A 17708-nucleotide genomic window follows, 5' to 3' on the forward strand; every position below is an offset into this window, starting at 1 on the left:
CATTTTATTATGCATCGCTTCTGTTTCTTAGCTTTAACTTGTCACCTTTAATTGAAAACCAAATATGTTTAAAGGGCTCAGGTGTTTGTTTAGCAGCATCGACTGTATATTGAACGGCCTCTTTTTTATATTGTACATCTTCAGTGATTTCTTGCTGTGTCATGGCGAGTTGATCTGTCTCTGATTTAATCTGATCTGTTTTTGCCTGAATGCGCGTAACCGTTTCAGTCACATTTTCGATTGTCGGCTTCGTTTCCTTAAATGTTTTGAAAGCGAAAAAAGCTAAATAGATAATTGATCCGATAAAGAGGGCAAGACTAATGTATACAATAATCACCTATGATTCCTCCTTCATTATTTACCTTTACTATACCCGTAACACTTAAGCAGAAAACGATTCCCCATGTATTTTCTTTTATGCCTGGTCATATTATTGAAAGAAAGAAAAAGGAGGAATGAAAATGAATCATATGCCTCTGCTTAAAGCCTGTTTTAAAGCTGGGATACACTTTATTAAACACCTAACGATACAGCAGGCTGCCACCATAGCAGGAATCATTTTTTTAATCATTCATCCAGAAATTTTAAGTCCAATTTGGCTTACATTGGCAACCTCTGTCTTGGTATTGCTCTTACTTTGACGAATGTTGATTCCTCATTAGTGAACATCCGTAAACAGGCTCCATTAAATACCTCTTCGCTACACTTGCATTCGTATCAGGAAGAGGTTAGAGGGAATACTGACATTTTCCGCTTGGTGACACTAGGGAATGAAACAAACTATTATACACATACGGAACTTGAAGGCTGCACACAGCAGCTTATAGTATACTCCATTCATGAACATGAAAAACCGATACTCGATGATATCCTTATAACCGCTCTTTATTTGGTCAGTTACCCTCTGTTTTTGAAATAGGCGTCGAGAGATGAATGATCCACACTCATTCGAATCCAGTCTACAAGTACTTTTTCTAAACGATATAACATGATCCCTATCTAGAAAGACTATGTCCAACCAAGGCTATCACACATGCTGCAAAAGGGGATTTCATTTTACCCTCCCGTCCCATAAAGTTTAATCAAACGTTTGATTAAACAGGGATTTGCCTTGAACTCCTTGAGTCATACGCTCCCTCACCCTCCATATATCACTTCTCCACATTTATCATTCTTGAATAAAACGCCTTGAAATTAATGATTAGAAAATTGTGATAATTGTGTATAATTAGGCTATATTCAAACACTCAAGGAGGGATCATATTCATGGATACTCTTATTCAACAGTTCAGGAATTTACCCACCACAGCCATTTCGGATGCAATGGAAGGATTGAACAATCTGGAATCGGGCATTAAACCCTTAAAAGAAGAATATCATGTTGCAGGAAGAGCTTTAACGGTACAGGTGCCCGTAGGTGATAATTCTGCCGTCTTGAAAGCAATCGGTGAGGCTCGTCCGGGCGATATAATAGTCGTTGATAGCAAAGGAGATACATACCGGGCAATAGCTGGGGACTTTGTTGTAGGCATGATGCAGACTATGGAAATTGGCGCTCTCGTAGTCGATGGTGTCATTCGTGATCTGAAAGCCATCAAAGATCTGAATTTCCCTGTATTCAGTAAAGGGACGACCGTTGCATCAAGTGGTAAGGCCGGTGTAGGGGAAACCAATATCCCGATCTCATGTGGAGGTGTCACCGTATTTCCAGGTGATATTATCATAGGGGATGTAGATGGTGTCGTCGTCGTGCCACAAGCTATGGGTGAAGAAATCCTGATGAAAGCAAAAGATAAAATGTTGAAAGACGTAAAGCGTGAAGAAAAGTATGCAGGAAAGCCTGAAGAAATAAAAAAGTATATTGCCATGATGACCAATCAAGCATGATCTAATGCATATAAAAAACAGGCAGGAAGCCTTTGCTTCCTGCCTGTTTTTTCGTAAAGCCTTATTTATCGGTCTTATCTTCCTTTGAACCTTCTTCATCATATGTGTAATCATAATCAGTAGGGTCTATCGGTTTAAAACCATTTGGAGTATAGAAACGGAGTAAGTCCCCGTTCACTACTTTATCGGATAAATTGAGCATCGTTTCAGCTCTCTTTTTATAATTGAGGATGTCATCATTTTCCTCGACCAATTCCCCTGTATCCGTATCGTAGTATTTCCCTTTAATGGAAGTGACATCTGGTGTTACAAAATCGCCATTCCTGAAAGGTACTACTTCATTATGATCTTTTGACAATAAATCCGAACCGAATTGTACATAATCTTTAGATTCAACACCTAACAGATGCAATAAAGTCGGAAGTAGGTCAATCTGTCCTCCGTATTGGTGCATTTCCCCGCCTTCAACACCTGGAACATGAATCAATAATGGTACACGTTGCAATTGGGCATTCTCAAATGCGCCAACATCCTTGCCAAGCACTTTCGACATGGCTTCTTTATGGTTTTCGGAAATACCATAGTGATCTCCGTACATTACGATTACCGAGTTATCATATAGACCAGATTCCTTCAGATAATCGAAAAACTCTTTAAGCGCCTCATCGGCATAGCGTGCAGTCTGGAAGTAATTATCAACCGAAGCATCGCCTGTCGTTTGTTTACCGATTGTTGCTTTTTCCTGGTCCATGGCATATGGGAAATGATGAGATACTGTTATGAATTTTGTATAGAAAGGCTGTTTAAGCGTTTCTAACATTGGAATCGATTCTTTAAAGAAAGGCTTATCCATTAATCCATAACTTAGTACTTCCTCTTTATTTTCCATATTATAATGGTTTGCATCGAAGAACTGATTAAAACCAAGAGACTTATACATATTGTCCCGGTTCCAGAAAGATTTGTAATTACCATGGAACACAGCAGATGTGTATCCTTGTTGTCCTAAAATCGCTGGTGCTGCTTGATACGTATTTTGGGATCTGTTTGTGAATGCTGCCCCCTGTGGTAAACCGAACAGTGAATTTTCAAGCATGAATTCTGCATCCGCCGTTTTACCTTGGCCTACTTGATGGAAGAAATTATCAAAGTGCATGAAATCTGATTTATCATGTGCAAGTGAGTTAAGAAATGGAGTTACTTCTTCCCCATTCAATTTATAATCAATCAAGAAATTCTGCATGGATTCCAAATGCAGATAGATGACATTCTTCCCTTTAGCTGCACCAAAATACTTAGGGTTCGGTTCAGCGCTTGTTGCCTTTGTATAGTTGACCACTTCTGCGATATCCGTGCTGTTTGCAGTTGCACGCTGAGCGTATGTTTTAGTATTCTGAACGGCATCATATACCGTATAGTTGAACATGCCCAAATATTTGACGATATAGTTCCGGTCAAATGTTCTTGATAATAATTGCGGGCGATCCTTTTCAGCAAGTCCTAAATTGATTGCGAAAATTGCAAGTCCCGCTAGGTAAACCATTCCAACTGTACGGCGTTTAACTTTGAAGTCTTCCACTTTAAAGCCTTTGAATCTGTACAATACAATCAAAAGAACCGTATCAAGGAAATAAAATACATCATGAGCTTTAAATAATTCTAAAATACTCGGTCCCAAATCCCCGGCATTTTGCACTTGCGTCAAGGTTGGTATTGTAATGAAATCGGTAAATGAACGGTAGTAAACAATATTGAAAAATAACCATAGTGACAACAATAAGTTTAACCTGATGATCCATTTAAACGATTTTTTCCCTTTAGCCAATAGTGCCAGGCCAAAGAATAAAATGGCTGAGCTAATCGGGTTTATGAACAGTAAGAACTGTTGCAGGCCATTTTCAAGACCTAAGTTAAATTCAACTCGATATCCAATATAAGTTTTTATCCAAAACAAGACTACTGCAATAAAGAAAAAGCCTAGTATGTTATCTGCAAATAAATGCCGGCTTTTTTTAAGAAAATTATTCATGCTTTCACCTCTATTAATCTAGTGGTTTATTTATATAAATTTTTACATTCTTACAAAAGACGGAAAATCGCAAAACTTATGATAGCATTCTTACACTCGGATAGTCAAGATTGTGAAAACCACCTTTTGTCACATCCATAACTCTTATATCCAGAATACTTCTTTAGCTTATGAACAAGCCTTTGAAAAATAACAGAGCTTCGCCCGTCTCAAATGCTCAGCGCGCCTATAACAAATATATAGGAACTCAATGTCTTAATCCAATAAATATCACCGTAACTTTTTGCGGTGACTGCTGATGACAGTCACTTATAAGTTTTACGTCCTTCAGGCTTTTACCATTATAAACGACTCTTTATAAAAACACCAGCACATTACAAAATATGTAAAGATATTATTCTTGGATCTTTGAAAGCTATTAGCTATACCCAGGATTCCTTTCCCGATAATTCGACAGCTGCATTGTGGCAGGCTCCCTCGTGCTTTTAAATACCTTTCAAAACAAATGCCTGCCCTAGCCTCCCCCATTTTTCTAACTGATCCTCACACTCTGAAATTCCATTATGTAACAAATGTTTTGAAGCTTGTTTCATTCTTCCAGTTCGCGTAATATCGACAGCATTCCCGTATTGATTTCTTTTCATTAAAATTTTTCCTTTTTTAATTTAATCTCCCCTTGAAAGTATATGGCATCAAGTATTTCCTTTATATCCTTAAGAGAAAAGCATCGCCAATTCGATTTTTCTTATGTTTAATCGATGTCCATGATTTACTTATCGTGGATATTTTTCAACCCATTAAAGGTTCTATTTTCCACTTTTTACTGAAATTAAAAGTACAAAAGCCATCCTGAAACATTCATGCAAGAACGTACATCATGATTTTAAACAAAAGCGGCATTATAATAGGAAGAAACTTTTCCCCTCGGTTGTGTAATGTAGTCCTTATTTTCTTTCGAGACCTCTCAAATGAGCCCTGGCAGCCTACAAAAGGCGTGTTATATTAGCCTTGTCCTTTTTCCCCTACTTGAGATAGGAAGACGCTATAAGCCGTTATATACACACGTTTAATTTCCTCATTTTTTATGATGTCCAATCCAAATGAATTTTTGAACTCTTGTTATGTATATATATTTCCAGCCAGCTTTATTATAAAAAAATAAAAAATCCTGCCCTCGATCGAGGACAGGATTGCTTTAAACCATATTTATATTACTTAAGACCTTTTGAAACTTCTGTAACCATCTCATCAACGGATTCTAATCCGCCGCCTGATAAGTACCAGTAGTTAGGGTCAAGATAAATGATGTTGCCTTCTTTGAAAGCTTTTGTATTTTTCACGATGTCATTTTCAACTGTTGTTTTCGCTGCAGCACCATCGCCGGCAACCGCATCTCTGTCTACAACGAATAGGTAGTCAGGATTCTTTTCAGCAATGTATTCGAAAGAAATACTTTGACCATGTGTCGATACTTCCAATTTATCATCTACTGCAGGTACTCCGAATACATCATGGATGATTCCAAATCTTGAATCGGGTCCGTAAGCACTTACTTTTCCACCGCTGGAAAGAACGATTAAACCAGTTTTGTCAGTTGGAGCTTTTTCTTTCAAAGCATTAATGTTTTCTTCAACACTTGCCAATTCTTTAGCTGCTTCTTCTTTTTTATCGAAGATTTTACCCAAAAGTGTTACGTTCTCTTTAAAGGATTCCATATACTTTGTTGTATCTACACCCACAAATACAGTAGGGGCAATTTTGCTTAATTCTTCATATGCTTCAGATTGACGGCCAGAAATCAGGATTAAGTCAGGAGCAATTTCGTTGATTTTCTCGAAGTCAGGCTCTTTTAATCCGCCAGCATTTTCAGTTGTGCCTTCATATTTAGAAAGGTATTTTGGAAGGCCATCATGAGGAACAGCTGCTACTTCCACACCCAATTTATCAAGAGTATCAAGAGCACCCATATCGAATACAACGACTTTTTTAGGGTTTGTTTTTACTTTCGTTTCCCCTAGTTGGTGCTTAACTGTAATTTCTTCGCTTTTAGCACTTTCTTTCTTCGTGCCTGATTCTTCTTTTTCCTTATCTGCTCCACAAGCTACAGCCACTACAGCCAGCATTGCAATTAAAAGCAGTAAAGATAACTTCTTAATCATTATGGTCACCTCGAAAAATATTTTATTATTTAAAATTACATATTGAATCCTCACCTTTCCAGGAATCCCCTCACCATTATTCCCTGCCATATAAACAGGAAGCGGCTATTATCTTGGGCGCCCGCCAACTATTAATAGCTTAATGAGGGTACAAAATGATCCTGGAACGGTTACGAACTGAAAGTAATTTAAAACCAAATGGCATGAAACTTAAGTGAAGTACACACAAATCTTATTGTCATTGATATTTTGGATTTCAATATCCATATCATAGATTTCCTTTAATACATTCGAATTAATGACTTGTTCGGTAGGTCCATTATGAACAACCTTGCCATCCTTCAATGCGACAATATAGTCGGAATAACAGGAAGCAAAATTAATATCATGAATGACGATAATGACCGTTTTTCCTAATTCATCAGCCAATCTCCTCAATACCTTCATGATTTGGACGGAATGCTTCATATCCAGATTGTTCAAAGGTTCGTCAAGAAGTACATACTCCGTGTTCTGTGCAATAACCATGGCAATGAATGCCCGTTGTTGTTGTCCGCCGCTAAGCTGGTCAAGAAATTTATCCTGCATATCGGCTAGCTCCATATATTCAATCGCTTCATCGACATAAACCCAATCCTCTTTAGTCAGTTTACCTTGTGAATAGGGAAACCGGCCAAAGGCGACGAGTTCACGAATCGTTAAACGGATATTGATGTGATTAGCCTGCTTTAAGATGGCGATCTTTTTTGCAAGTTCATTGCTATTGAATTTCCCCATATCCTTGCCGTCAATCAAGACTTCTCCCGAATCCCGGGTAATGAGCCGGCTGATCATCGAAAGGACTGTACTTTTCCCCGCTCCATTAGGACCGATGAAGGAAGTGATTTTCCCTTTCTTAATTTCAATGGAAACATCCTCGACAACCGTTTTATTATTATATTTTTTGAATAAATTTTTCACTTCTACCATGATTTATTCTCCTTTAATAGAAGATAGATGAAATAGACACCGCCAACAAAGTTGATAATGACACTCAATGTGGTAGAGAACGTAAAGATCCTCTCTACAATGAATTGGCCGCCGACCAAGGCAATCACACTGATCAGCATTGCACCCGGGATGATATGTTTATGTTGATAGGACTTAATGAATTGATAAGCCACATTTGCAACAAGTAATCCGAGGAACGTGATCGGACCGATCAGGGCCGTTGAAATGGAAATTAAAATCGTAACAACGATTAAAACCCGTTTCGTGACAAAATCATAATCCACACCCAAGTTTATGGCTTGGTCCCTTCCAAGGGACATGACATCTAAATACTTCAAAAATCTCATGAAATAGATCATTGCAGCTATCATGAGAATAATGGCTAACGTTAACAGGTCCGTGTTGACATTATTGAAGCTTGCGAACATTTTATTTTGAATGATTTGAAATTCATTCGGGTCAATCAATACCTGCATAAATGAAGACATGCTGCCGAATAAGGTCCCGAAGATGATGCCGATCAACAATAGGAAGTAAATATTGCGGTTTTTCTTGAACATGAACTTGAACAGCAGGCTGGAAAAAATAAGCATGGCCGCAAGTGTAATCAGGAAATTGAGATTTTTATTCATGATCATGATATGCGTTGAACCGAAGAGGAAAATCACTCCCGTTTGGATCAGCATATACATGGAGTCCAACCCTAAAATGCTTGGTGTCAGGATTTTATTATTCGTGACTGTCTGGAAAATCACTGTTGAGAAAGCTATTGCACAACCAACCACGATGATGGCGATGATTTTGATAACCCTTCTGGGCAGTGCATAATCCCAATTCGGGCCAAGGTCCCAAAAGATATAACCTGCCGTTAAAGTTGCTGCAAGAACAGCTAATATAATGATTCTAATTTTATTATTCATATGCCTTTCTCCTCATTATCAGATAGATAAATACGGCGCTTCCTATCACACCAACTACGAGTCCGATCGGGATTTCAAATGGATATATGAGGATCCTGCCCAGAATATCGCAGATCAATAGGAATACTGCCCCTAGCAATGCTGTATGAGAAAGACTCTTTTTTAAATTGTCACCAAGGTAAAGGGATACAATATTTGGTACGATCAAGCCTATGAAAGGAATCGTTCCCACCGTTAACAGGACGACAGTTGAGGATAAAGCAACGATGATTAACCCAAAATTGACGATAAGCTTATAATTGAGTCCTAGGTTGATAGCAAACTCCTCACCCATCCCTGCCACAGTGAATTTATTGGCAAAGAAGTATGCGAGAATGACTAGAGGGATACTTACATATATAAGTTCGTACCTTCCCGACATGATCATCGAGAAGTCCCCATTCATCCAAGTGTTGAGGCTTTGGATCAAATCATATCTATAGGCAAAGAAAGTCGCGATGGATCCGACGATATTGCCAAACATCAAACCAACCAATGGGATGAAAATCGTATCCTTATATTTAACTTGATCAAGAATTTTCATGAACAAGAATGTACCTGCCAATGCGAATATGAAAGCGAATGCCATTTTCTCGATAAGTGCTGCCGATGGAAAAATGATAATGGCAAGAAGAAGTCCAAGCCTTGCAGAATCCATGGTACCGGCAGTCGTCGGTGACACAAACTTATTGCGGCTCAATTGCTGCATGATCAGGCCGCTTATACTCATCACCACGCCGGCAATGATTATTGTCACCATTCTAGGAAAACGGCTTTGCAGCATGATTTGCACTTTATCATCACTTAGATTCAATAAATCAAGAGGGGTAATATCTTTTACACCAATGAATAATGAAGTAAATGATAAAACAATTAACGCCATGACTAAATATCTTATCTTCATCTACATTTCCTACTCTTCCTATCTCAGTAAATACAGCGATAATATTTTTAATTAAAGATATATGAATACAGACTATTGTAAACACCTATTGAAACAGAATCATCAGTTACAAGGATCTTCCACTTGTGATAATGAGATTCATTATCATTATTACATTAACTCCTATTCTATCATTACTTTGACAGGTGTCAACATATACAAGGGAATTACTTTGATAAATTCTGGATAGTCTTTTGTAGTGAATTTGGATTATCCTTTCATGCATTTCGTTACAGAAAATGATAAAATCAAAATAACAAATATTTACTCTTCTAACGAAAGTAGCGATATGATGAAAAATTTCCTTTCCAAAGTGTTCACTAAAAAAGAGAAAATCCAGATTGAATTTTGCCAAAATAATTTAGATCGCTTCCTTAATGAACAAACTGTTACTGAATATGGTAAGTTCCTAGCGAATCCGAGGATTCAATATAAGGAATATGAATGCTTAAGTGAATGTAAACTTTGTAAGACAACCCCCTACGCAAAAGTGAACGGCCAAATAATGAGCGGGGAAGATTCAAAGGATCTTTTACATCAGTTACAAGCTGAATTAAAATAGGTACCGGCCAAGCTAATTGCTTGATCCGTACCTATTTTTACTTTCAACTATTTTATTATCGTTTGTTTAGCCGGATGAATCAGAGTCACCTATTATGGAAAACCTTCTAAAACATCCCCTGCGAAATTCACTCTATATATAAAGAGCAGCCGAGTGTACTTCCTGGGCTACAAGCCATGGAACGGCTTTATCAATCTAGTAGATACTTCCTGTTTTTTACTATTTCCAGCGTTTATACTGTATAACTAGCAATATATATGATAATTTATGGAAAAAGGTAAATGAGGAGGACGTTCGTGAAAAAAATCATACCAACCATCGTATCAGTTGTCACACTAGGTCTTGTCACTGGCTTGCCTGGCCAGAACACCATCGCCAAGGCAGAAGATTTCACCCCTTATTATGGAAATGGTCCAAGCTATATTCAACCTGATAACCTCTCCCACCTTTTCCCTGACCCTAACGTTTCTTTCAAGACCCCTGCCTTTAATCAAGACAAGATTGCCTTTACGAGCCAAGAAGAAATGATTGGTTATATCAAGTCCCTCACCCGTAAAAATAAAAACATCCAAGTCAGTACGATAGGTAAATCCACAGAAGGACGCGATATCCCGATGCTACTTTTCAGCAAGGATTCAAAAAAGCTGAAAAATGATACCCATAAACCATTGATATGGATACAAGGTCAGATTCATGGCAATGAACCCGCTGCAGGTGAATCTACATTAGTCCTTGCACAATGGTTGGCTGAAGGCAAGCTTGGTGATGTGCTTGATAAAGTGAATATTGCCATCGTCCCACGCGTGAATCCAGACGGCTCTTATCAGTTCAAACGATATACCTCCAATGACATGGATGCGAATAGGGATTATTTAAAAGTCGAGTACCCTGAAGTTCAGACGATACACCAGTCAATCGACGAGTACGAACCTGAGGTCATTCTTGATGTACATGAATACACTGTGAATCCCGCTCCCCTTAAAAAGGTAGGTGCAAATGGGTCGATCTCTTCCTATGATTTACTCATCTCCTCAGCCAAAAATTTAAATATTCCAGAACAGCTACGAAAGGCTTCCGATGAACTGCTTTTACCCCATGTTTTTAAAACATTGGATAAAGAAAAGCTTTCCTATCACGATTACTATACACTCGATACTTCTGATGAAGGAGTCCTCACCGCCACTGAAGGGAGTACGGAAGCTCGGATCGGCCGAAACGCCCTCGGTTTGAAAAATACAATGACCTATTTAATTGAAACAAGGGGAATCAATATTGGCCGTGCAGACTTTAAACGTCGTGTTTTTGCACAAGCTACAGCACAGGCGGCATTCATAAAAACGGCTGCCGAACAGGCTAATAAAGTTAAAAAGGCGGTTAAGCAGGCAGAAAATGAAGTCGTACAAAAAGGGCGAAAAGTAAATGATAAGGACAAAATTGTCATTACCAGCGAAAACAAATTGATTAAGAATCAAAAATTGACAGTAGTCGATTTAGCGAACGCTAAACTGGCCGATACCTCCATAGATTGGGTTGATTCTACTGAAGCCTACCCTACCCTTGTTAGAGATAGGCCGACAGCTTATATCCTTCCACCTGAATATAAAGATATCGCCAAGAAACTTCAGCTATTGGGTGTAGAAGTGAAAAAATTAAAAAAATCGATGAAAGTATCCGTCGAAAGCTACAGAGTCAAGGATTTAAAGGTGTCAACTGAACTTGAAAGCGGACATTCCACAAGGGAAGTCACGACCGCCGTAACATCGAAAAAGCGGGATATCCCAAAAGGTAGCTATGTATTTGACATGGCACAGCCTGACGCCAACTTCATCTCCCTTGCACTCGAACCTGAAGGGATAGACAGTTATGTGACATTCAATTTCATCCCTGCTGACAAGGGGAAGGAACTCCCGATTTACCGCTATATGCAAAAGTCTTCATTACCGGTTAAATAGTGCTTCTTGAATAATACCTAAAAGACGCTTTGGCAGCTTTCATTGCCAAAGCGTTTTATGTGTTCAGAAACGGTTCGGAAAAATGATTTCTTGAATGCAATATGGAACGTCCGAATATACATATAAACTGAAAATATTTTAGAGGAGGAACGTCTTTGAACCAACATGTACAATTGGAAATGAACCGTCTTGTTGATTGCATAAAACAAGACCAATCCGCTGATGGTTCGTGGAATTATCCCTTTGACACTGGAATAACGGCAGATGCCTATATGATTATATTATTGAAAAGTTTAGATATGGACGATGCTTCACTTATAGAAGCTTTAGTGAAAAGAATCGAAAGCAGGCAAACGGATAACGGGTCATGGAAACTTTTCCAAGACGAGAAGGATGGTAACGTTACAGTTACGATCGAGGCCTACTATGGCCTTCTTTTTAGCGGACTCCGAAATGAGCGGGATCCACATATGAGGAAAGCCAAACAATTCATTCTTTCCAAAGGTGGAATCAAACAGGCCAAATTGTTAACCAAAATGATGCTTACAGTCACCGGACAATATAAATGGCCCCGCTTTTTCCCCATTCCTCTCGAAGTTGTCTTACTGCCGCCAACCTTTTTCGTCAGCATATTTGATCTTTCCGTATATGGACGGGTCAACCTGATTCCACTGCTTTTACTTGGTCATAAAAAGTTTCAGATCAAGACCTCGAACACACCTAGTTTAAAAGATTTATTTCAAACAAGGGCGGAACGTTCAGAGGAACATGCATGGGAGGAATATCGTACCGATGAATTTCGATCCTTCTTCTCCAAACTTCAATCAGGTGTCAAAACGTTAATTGGATATCCGGATTATTTGCATTCCTTAGCCTTGGATTCAACGAAAAGGTTTATGCTCGACAGGCTGGAACCAGACGGAACGCTGTACAATTATTTCGGTTCTACCTTTTTCATGATTTTTGCCCTCCTTTCAATTGGGTATTCGAAAAACGATCCGGTGATTTTAAAAGCGGTTGCTGGTTTGAAGGGAATGGCCTGCTCTATTGACGGTCATACACATATCCAGTTTACAACGCCCCATGTTTGGAATACCTCCTTAATCAGTTACGCCCTTCAAGAAGCAGGAATCCCTTCCAAAGACCAAACTGTTGAGGATGCAAATCAATACTTATTGTCGCGCCAGCATTATATGTATGGAGATTGGCAGATTCATAACCCTAACGTAATTCCAGGTGGCTGGGGGTTCTCGGATTTAAATACAATGAATCCGGATGTGGATGATACCACTGCCTCACTGCGTGCGTTGGCTAAACAACTGCAAACAAAACCTGATAATCGGGACAGCTGGCAGCGTGGCGTCTCCTTCACGATTTCCATGCAAAATGATGATGGCGGATTTCCTGCCTTCGAACGGAATAACGACCATAAATGGCTGCATTTTATTCCTGTAGAGGGTTCCAAATATCTCCTGACTGACCCTTCGACTGCCGATTTAACAGGGAGAACGCTGGAGTTCCTAGGGAACTATACAAATATGAAGAAGCCTGAAGAAGTCAGCAAAAGAGCGGTGGATTGGCTATTGGAGAACCAGGAGCATGCTGGATCCTGGTATGGGCGCTGGGGAATCTGCTATCTATATGGCACATGGTCTGCACTGACTGGAATGAAGGCCGCAGGACAATCCTCTCGACATCCATCGATCCAAAAAGCCTTAGCTTGGTTGAAAAAAACTCAAAATAAAGATGGCGGCTGGGGTGAATCTTGTTACAGTGACATCAAGGAACAATATATCCCCCTCGGGGCCAGTACCCTGACACATACAGCCTGGGCTGTGGATGCATTGATTTCTCAATCCGATATGCCGACAGCCGAAATTGAAAAGGGCATTTCCTATCTCATCCGTGCCGGTCAAAAAGATAGCTGGACCAATGATTATCCAGCTGGGCAGGGAATGGCAGGTTTTTTGTATATCCATTATCATAGCTATCGCTATATTTATCCCCTTTTAGCCTTAAGTCATTACAAAAACAAATTTCTGATTGCATAGTCGTGATTACAGTGTTTTTAACATATAAACGTGAATATGTGGATGACCTGTGGAAAAGTAGTGAATAACACTAGAAAGTTATCCACAATTCAAGGTTATCCACATTCATTTATCCGGTAAAATGGCTAAAAGCAAGCCATCGATAAAAATTGCCCTTCATTTTTGTTGAATGTTGTCGATTAATTCATTTCGGATATGTAAAAATGATTTGTTTTATGCAGGCTTTGTGGATAGTTTGGGGATGAACACTATTATGTGAAGACTGTATCCAGTTTATCACTATAGAATTCTATGGCCTTCGCATAAGATTGTATTTCTTGATCCTTGGAGGTTTCTGCAATTATCTTCAATAATGATTCCATCGCAAGATCATGTTGTCCCAAATTATAAAATGCCATGGCCCTGAATACCAATAAAGCCTTATCCCCAGGAAACATCGTCAGCCCGGATTCCAATGTCTGTCTTGCTTTTTCATATTCCCCAATGGTGCGATATGTGCTACCCAACCCTAGGTAGGCTCCTTTTGCGTCTTCCTCCGGCAAACCTAATTTGAGGGCAGCTTCATAATAGGGCACCGCCTTTACCTCCAGTCCGAGAATATCCAAACTCCAGGCACATTGATACTGTATGACCGCATCGACGGGATTTTGCTTTGCCAGATCCATCAATAATCGATTGGATTTTTCGAATTCTTTCTTTCCTCTTAAGGACAGCGCCATTTCTAAATTTCCCATTGCCATTCCTCCATTGAATAAGATTCCTTAATTGCCCTATTCGCGATGCCTCTATTTAATTCCTTCTTAATCATTTAGATGTTGGAAAATGGGAAACTAAGCGCCAAACAATCTAGAAGGCAGAAATTAATATGATGTTACTTGGAGGTTAGTTAATGGGCGGGATTTCAATACCCGTACAAATTCCACTTCGGTTCATCCTGGCAAGTTAGATTGTTTAAAAAAAGGATCTGCCTCATGGCAAATCCTTCCATACATATCAGTTCAAGGTCATTCATAATTCACCGATCACTCGATTAATCATCCAACTCGGTTTTCAATATTTCTCCCGTGGATGCATCCACTACTACATCATATTCCTTTTTCCCCTGGTTTATTTCAAATTCGTACACAAGGATGCCATTCTCAGAATCCAGCTCTACATCCGTTATTTGGCCATCCACCTTTTTCAGGGCTATCTTTTCAGCTTGATCACTGCTGATTTTTGCCGTTTCCACCGCTTGTTGTGTACTCATTTCTTCCTCATCATCGTCTTCCATCTCCTGAGAAAGAATCTCTCCTTTTTCAGCATCCACGTCCACATCTTGATAGCCTTCTTTCGTCTTAACTGTCATTTCATAGGTCATTGGCTGATCCCAATCCTTTTCAAATTGAGTAACTTCCCCACCTAGTTTTTCTGAAATCATTTTGACAGCCTCGTCCTCTGATAGCGCATCCTTATTGACTGCATATACTGCCGTTCCAGCAGCACCGCCGAAAAGCAATACGGTTGCTATGGATACCGTCATGATTACCTTTTTCCTTTGAATGATACTTTCCTTTATCGTGCTCCACTGTTTTTTCATGAATGAATTCCTCCTTTAATTTGTTACCTTAAGAATAACCATTCTTCATGAAACGAACATGAACGCTAGATTAGAATTTGATGAGAAAGAATGATTGTCACCACCGTTCCTACTCCCACTTCGCTTTGAATTTCCAATTTGCCGTCGAATGACTCGACAAGTGATCGCGCGATGGAAAGACCGAGTCCATTGCCTCCCGTTTTCCTCGCCCTCGATGAATCTACTCGATAAAACCGTTCAAATACATGCGGGAGATGTTCTGGTGATATACCTGTACCTTGATCTTTCACGCCAATGAAAATATCATTTCCCTGCCGTTTTATCATGATTCTTATTCCCGATTCACTGTATTTCATGGCATTGTCCAATAGGATGACCAGTACCTGTTCAAGCTTACTGGATATGCTCATAGCAAATATTTCCTTAAACTCGGATTGGATCTTTATTTCACGCTTGCCCGTCCGTCTAAACGTTTGGGCAATCTGTTCACAAAATGATATAAGCTCGATTTTTTCCTCCAAATCGACTGTAGGTTCCGCTTGGGAAGCCGCCCGCAGAAGATGTTCCGTCAGCTGTTTCATCCGGATCGCTTCATGATGGATCGCCTCCACTGCCTCTTCCTGAATCGCCGCATCCTTCATTCCCCAGCGCTTTAATAGTGAGGAATAGCTTTCAATGACAGTTATCGGTGTTTTCAATTCATGTGAAGCATCCGAAAGGAATTGTTGCTGTTGATTATAATTCCTTTCCAGCCTTTCTATCATCATGTTGAATGAAGCTCCCATTACCTGTAGCTCGTCCTTTGATTGATCCGATAGCGGTATCCTTTTGAATTCTCCACTTTTCTCTATATCCATCATTGTCCCGCTCATGATGGATATTGGTTTAAGAATTTGATTGGCCAACCACTTACCAGCAAGAATGGATAGAAGAATGACAAAAAGGGATGCACCACCTAATACAAGAGAGAGAGTCGATAAATGATCAAGGAGCGTATCCTGCGGCTGTGTAACCTCGATCATCCCTAACTTCTTCCCTTCTTCGGGATAAGGATGGCGGTAAGTCAACATATAGTCCCCGTCAACCTCCGTTAAATCAAATCCTTTTTCGTTAACCGATTGAACCTTAAGCCCCTCAAGGTCTTCTTCATCCGTAAATGACTTTACCAACTTTCCATCAGTGTCAAATATCCGCACCATTCCATCGTCTGGGGTATATGGCTCCAATAAATCGGGATCACCGGAAATCAAATCTTTCGTCACGATATTCTCTTCAATCAATGAAGCTTGATCTTCAAGCAGATCTTGTTCCCTCTCAACTGATATCCAAAAAAAGGCGATTAAAACGATGATACTCAACAATATGAGCATGACGCTTAAAAAAAGACTGGAATACGATTGGATTTTCGTCCGAATCTTCATATTGGCTCCTTCAAGCTATACCCTACACCGCGATAAGTATGTATCAGCTGCAAGTCAAACGGATAATCAATCTTTTTCCGTAAATAACGGATATACACATCAACCACGTTCGTATCCCCTACAAAGTCATACCCCCAAACATTGGTCAGGATTTGGTCCCTAGACAATACTTGGTTTTTATTTTGCAATAGATAAACAAGCAGGTCGAATTCGCGGGAAGTCAGCTCAATCCTTTTGCCATGCCTGAGAATGTCCCTTGTTCCTAAATTTAATTGCAGATCATGAACCACGAGACTATCCGCTTTATCATCAGATTGCACTTTTCCTGTATTCATACGAAAACAAGCTCGAATTCGGGCCAGCAGTTCCTCAATTTCAAACGGTTTCGTTACATAATCATTTGCACCATGGTCCAGGCCATTCACCTTATCAGGTACGGCATCCCTTGCCGTTAGGAGGATGACTGGTGTTGAGTCATTCTTTTTCCGGTAACGCCTAAGTACTTCTATGCCATTCAACTCGGGCAGCATCACATCCAATAAGATTAAATCCCACTCTTTTGCTTCCGCCTTCTCCAGACCTGTTTTTCCGGTAAAAGCCGATTCAGTTTGATAACCCTCATGTTTAAGTTCCAGCTCTAGGACCCTCGCGATTTTTTCTTCATCTTCTATAATCAAAATCCTTTTATTCATGATTACCACCACCTACCCCTTAGTGTACTGAACAAAAATGAAAATATCATGAGAAATTTAACCCTTCGTATAAAAACCTTAAAAGTCTTTTATTTTTATTATTTCATTTGCGCAAAGCAAGTGTTTCACATGAATTACGCATGGGAGATCCATGTCCTTTCAATAAAAAGAACCGAATGTTGAACTGCACCCCAATTGTTAGACAACATCTAACAATTGGAGGTGCAGTTTTTTTGACTAAATATACGATAGACGAAAAATTACATGCAGTTTTAGAGTACTTAGAAGGGGAAAAATCCTATAAATCCATTGCACAAGAAAGAAATGTAGGTTTATCCCCTCTGAAAAGATGGGTCGCTCGCTATCTAAAACATGGGATGGAAGGACTTGCTTCATCCTATACAAATTACACTCTGCCCTTTAAACTAGAGGTACTTAAATATATGAACGAATATGGGGCATCAATCAACGAGACCGCTGTACA

General features: G+C 39.5%; 18 protein-coding genes. 7 read left to right on the forward strand and 11 right to left on the reverse strand.

Annotated features, from left to right (window positions below):
* Positions 1–7: 7 nt before the first annotated feature.
* Complete coding sequence (locus LQ203_RS23725) at positions 8–337, reverse strand: DUF948 domain-containing protein (protein WP_230161934.1); 330 nt, start codon at positions 335–337, stop codon at positions 8–10.
* A gap of 124 nt (positions 338–461) precedes the next feature.
* On the opposite strand from LQ203_RS23725, the gene LQ203_RS23730 reads away from it, so the two are divergent.
* The 3 genes from LQ203_RS23730 (at position 462) to LQ203_RS23740 (ending at position 1887) form a co-directional block, all read left to right on the forward strand.
* Positions 462–641 (forward strand): hypothetical protein, encoded by a 180-nt coding sequence (locus tag LQ203_RS23730; RefSeq protein ID WP_230161936.1) that lies wholly within the window; start codon positions 462–464, stop codon positions 639–641.
* The gene (locus tag LQ203_RS23735) at positions 638–919 is read left to right on the forward strand and encodes a hypothetical protein (RefSeq protein WP_230161937.1); all 282 of its coding nucleotides are present in this window, start codon (positions 638–640) and stop codon (positions 917–919) included. Before LQ203_RS23730 ends, LQ203_RS23735 begins: the two co-directional genes overlap by 4 nt.
* Positions 920–1266: 347 nt before the next feature.
* Positions 1267–1887 (forward strand): RraA family protein, encoded by a 621-nt coding sequence (locus tag LQ203_RS23740; protein ID WP_230161939.1) that lies wholly within the window; start codon positions 1267–1269, stop codon positions 1885–1887.
* A 61-nt stretch (positions 1888–1948) separates the two neighbouring features.
* Here the strand turns inward: LQ203_RS23740 and LQ203_RS23745 are convergent, their stop codons facing one another.
* From LQ203_RS23745 to LQ203_RS23770, 6 genes are all read right to left on the reverse strand, one after another.
* Positions 1949–3916 (reverse strand): LTA synthase family protein, encoded by a 1968-nt coding sequence (locus LQ203_RS23745; protein ID WP_230161941.1) that lies wholly within the window; start codon positions 3914–3916, stop codon positions 1949–1951.
* 485 nt (positions 3917–4401) lie between these two features.
* Complete coding sequence (locus LQ203_RS23750) at positions 4402–4560, reverse strand: hypothetical protein (RefSeq protein WP_230161943.1); 159 nt, start codon at positions 4558–4560, stop codon at positions 4402–4404.
* Positions 4561–5127: 567 nt separating this feature from the next.
* Positions 5128–6075 (reverse strand): siderophore ABC transporter substrate-binding protein, encoded by a 948-nt coding sequence (locus tag LQ203_RS23755; RefSeq protein WP_290370642.1) that lies wholly within the window; start codon positions 6073–6075, stop codon positions 5128–5130.
* Between the two features lie 210 nt (positions 6076–6285).
* Positions 6286–7044 (reverse strand): ABC transporter ATP-binding protein, encoded by a 759-nt coding sequence (locus LQ203_RS23760; protein WP_230161944.1) that lies wholly within the window; start codon positions 7042–7044, stop codon positions 6286–6288.
* Positions 7038–7985 (reverse strand): iron chelate uptake ABC transporter family permease subunit, encoded by a 948-nt coding sequence (locus LQ203_RS23765; protein ID WP_230161946.1) that lies wholly within the window; start codon positions 7983–7985, stop codon positions 7038–7040. The genes LQ203_RS23760 and LQ203_RS23765 overlap by 7 nt, the downstream gene beginning before the upstream one ends.
* Positions 7978–8928 (reverse strand): ABC transporter permease, encoded by a 951-nt coding sequence (locus LQ203_RS23770; protein ID WP_230161948.1) that lies wholly within the window; start codon positions 8926–8928, stop codon positions 7978–7980. Before LQ203_RS23770 ends, LQ203_RS23765 begins: the two co-directional genes overlap by 8 nt.
* A 331-nt stretch (positions 8929–9259) precedes the next feature.
* On the opposite strand from LQ203_RS23770, the gene LQ203_RS27745 reads away from it, so the two are divergent.
* The 3 genes from LQ203_RS27745 to shc all read left to right on the forward strand — a co-directional run bounded on the left by LQ203_RS27745 (position 9260) and on the right by shc (position 13532).
* Positions 9260–9529, forward strand: coding sequence for a DUF1450 domain-containing protein (locus tag LQ203_RS27745; protein WP_356715301.1), 270 nt, complete (start codon positions 9260–9262; stop codon positions 9527–9529).
* A gap of 296 nt (positions 9530–9825) precedes the next feature.
* Positions 9826–11481 carry a M14 family metallopeptidase gene (locus LQ203_RS23775; RefSeq protein WP_230161950.1) on the forward strand — a complete coding sequence of 552 codons (1656 nt, stop codon included), beginning with the start codon at positions 9826–9828 and terminating at the stop codon, positions 11479–11481.
* Between the two features lie 155 nt (positions 11482–11636).
* Positions 11637–13532, forward strand: coding sequence for a squalene--hopene cyclase (gene shc, locus LQ203_RS23780; RefSeq protein ID WP_356715294.1), 1896 nt, complete (start codon positions 11637–11639; stop codon positions 13530–13532).
* A 251-nt stretch (positions 13533–13783) separates the two neighbouring features.
* Here the strand turns inward: shc and LQ203_RS23785 are convergent, their stop codons facing one another.
* From LQ203_RS23785 to LQ203_RS23800, 4 genes are all read right to left on the reverse strand, one after another.
* Positions 13784–14266, reverse strand: coding sequence for a tetratricopeptide repeat protein (locus LQ203_RS23785; protein ID WP_230161952.1), 483 nt, complete (start codon positions 14264–14266; stop codon positions 13784–13786).
* Between the two features lie 296 nt (positions 14267–14562).
* Positions 14563–15111, reverse strand: coding sequence for a PepSY domain-containing protein (locus tag LQ203_RS23790; protein WP_230161955.1), 549 nt, complete (start codon positions 15109–15111; stop codon positions 14563–14565).
* A gap of 65 nt (positions 15112–15176) precedes the next feature.
* The gene (locus LQ203_RS23795; protein WP_230161957.1) at positions 15177–16532 is read right to left on the reverse strand and encodes an ATP-binding protein; all 1356 of its coding nucleotides are present in this window, start codon (positions 16530–16532) and stop codon (positions 15177–15179) included.
* Positions 16529–17224 (reverse strand): response regulator transcription factor, encoded by a 696-nt coding sequence (locus tag LQ203_RS23800; RefSeq protein WP_230161959.1) that lies wholly within the window; start codon positions 17222–17224, stop codon positions 16529–16531. Before LQ203_RS23800 ends, LQ203_RS23795 begins: the two co-directional genes overlap by 4 nt.
* A gap of 233 nt (positions 17225–17457) precedes the next feature.
* Here LQ203_RS23800 and LQ203_RS23805 point away from each other — a divergent pair.
* On the forward strand, positions 17458–17708 hold a 251-nt coding region (locus LQ203_RS23805; RefSeq protein ID WP_230161961.1), incomplete at its 3' end, for a helix-turn-helix domain-containing protein.

The organism is Peribacillus sp. Bi96 (genome assembly GCF_918698115.1).
GTDB lineage: Bacteria > Bacillota > Bacilli > Bacillales > DSM-1321 > Peribacillus.

Bases quoted from the DNA above. Each gene is read 5' to 3' on its own strand.
- LQ203_RS23730 (WP_230161936.1), top strand. From the start codon at position 462: ATGAATCATATGCCTCTGCTTAAAGCCTGTTTTAAAGCTGGGATACAC.
- LQ203_RS23740 (WP_230161939.1), top strand. From the start codon at position 1,267: ATGGATACTCTTATTCAACAGTTCAGGAATTTACCCACCACAGCCATT.
- LQ203_RS23745 (WP_230161941.1), bottom strand. From the start codon at position 3,916: ATGAATAATTTTCTTAAAAAAAGCCGGCATTTATTTGCAGATAACATA.
- LQ203_RS23750 (WP_230161943.1), bottom strand. From the start codon at position 4,560: ATGAAAAGAAATCAATACGGGAATGCTGTCGATATTACGCGAACTGGA.
- LQ203_RS23755 (WP_290370642.1), bottom strand. From the start codon at position 6,075: ATGATTAAGAAGTTATCTTTACTGCTTTTAATTGCAATGCTGGCTGTA.
- LQ203_RS23760 (WP_230161944.1), bottom strand. From the start codon at position 7,044: ATGGTAGAAGTGAAAAATTTATTCAAAAAATATAATAATAAAACGGTT.
- LQ203_RS23765 (WP_230161946.1), bottom strand. From the start codon at position 7,985: ATGAATAATAAAATTAGAATCATTATATTAGCTGTTCTTGCAGCAACT.
- LQ203_RS23770 (WP_230161948.1), bottom strand. From the start codon at position 8,928: ATGAAGATAAGATATTTAGTCATGGCGTTAATTGTTTTATCATTTACT.
- LQ203_RS27745 (WP_356715301.1), top strand. From the start codon at position 9,260: ATGAAAAATTTCCTTTCCAAAGTGTTCACTAAAAAAGAGAAAATCCAG.
- LQ203_RS23785 (WP_230161952.1), bottom strand. From the start codon at position 14,266: ATGGGAAATTTAGAAATGGCGCTGTCCTTAAGAGGAAAGAAAGAATTC.
- LQ203_RS23790 (WP_230161955.1), bottom strand. From the start codon at position 15,111: ATGAAAAAACAGTGGAGCACGATAAAGGAAAGTATCATTCAAAGGAAA.
- LQ203_RS23795 (WP_230161957.1), bottom strand. From the start codon at position 16,532: ATGAAGATTCGGACGAAAATCCAATCGTATTCCAGTCTTTTTTTAAGC.
- LQ203_RS23800 (WP_230161959.1), bottom strand. From the start codon at position 17,224: ATGAATAAAAGGATTTTGATTATAGAAGATGAAGAAAAAATCGCGAGG.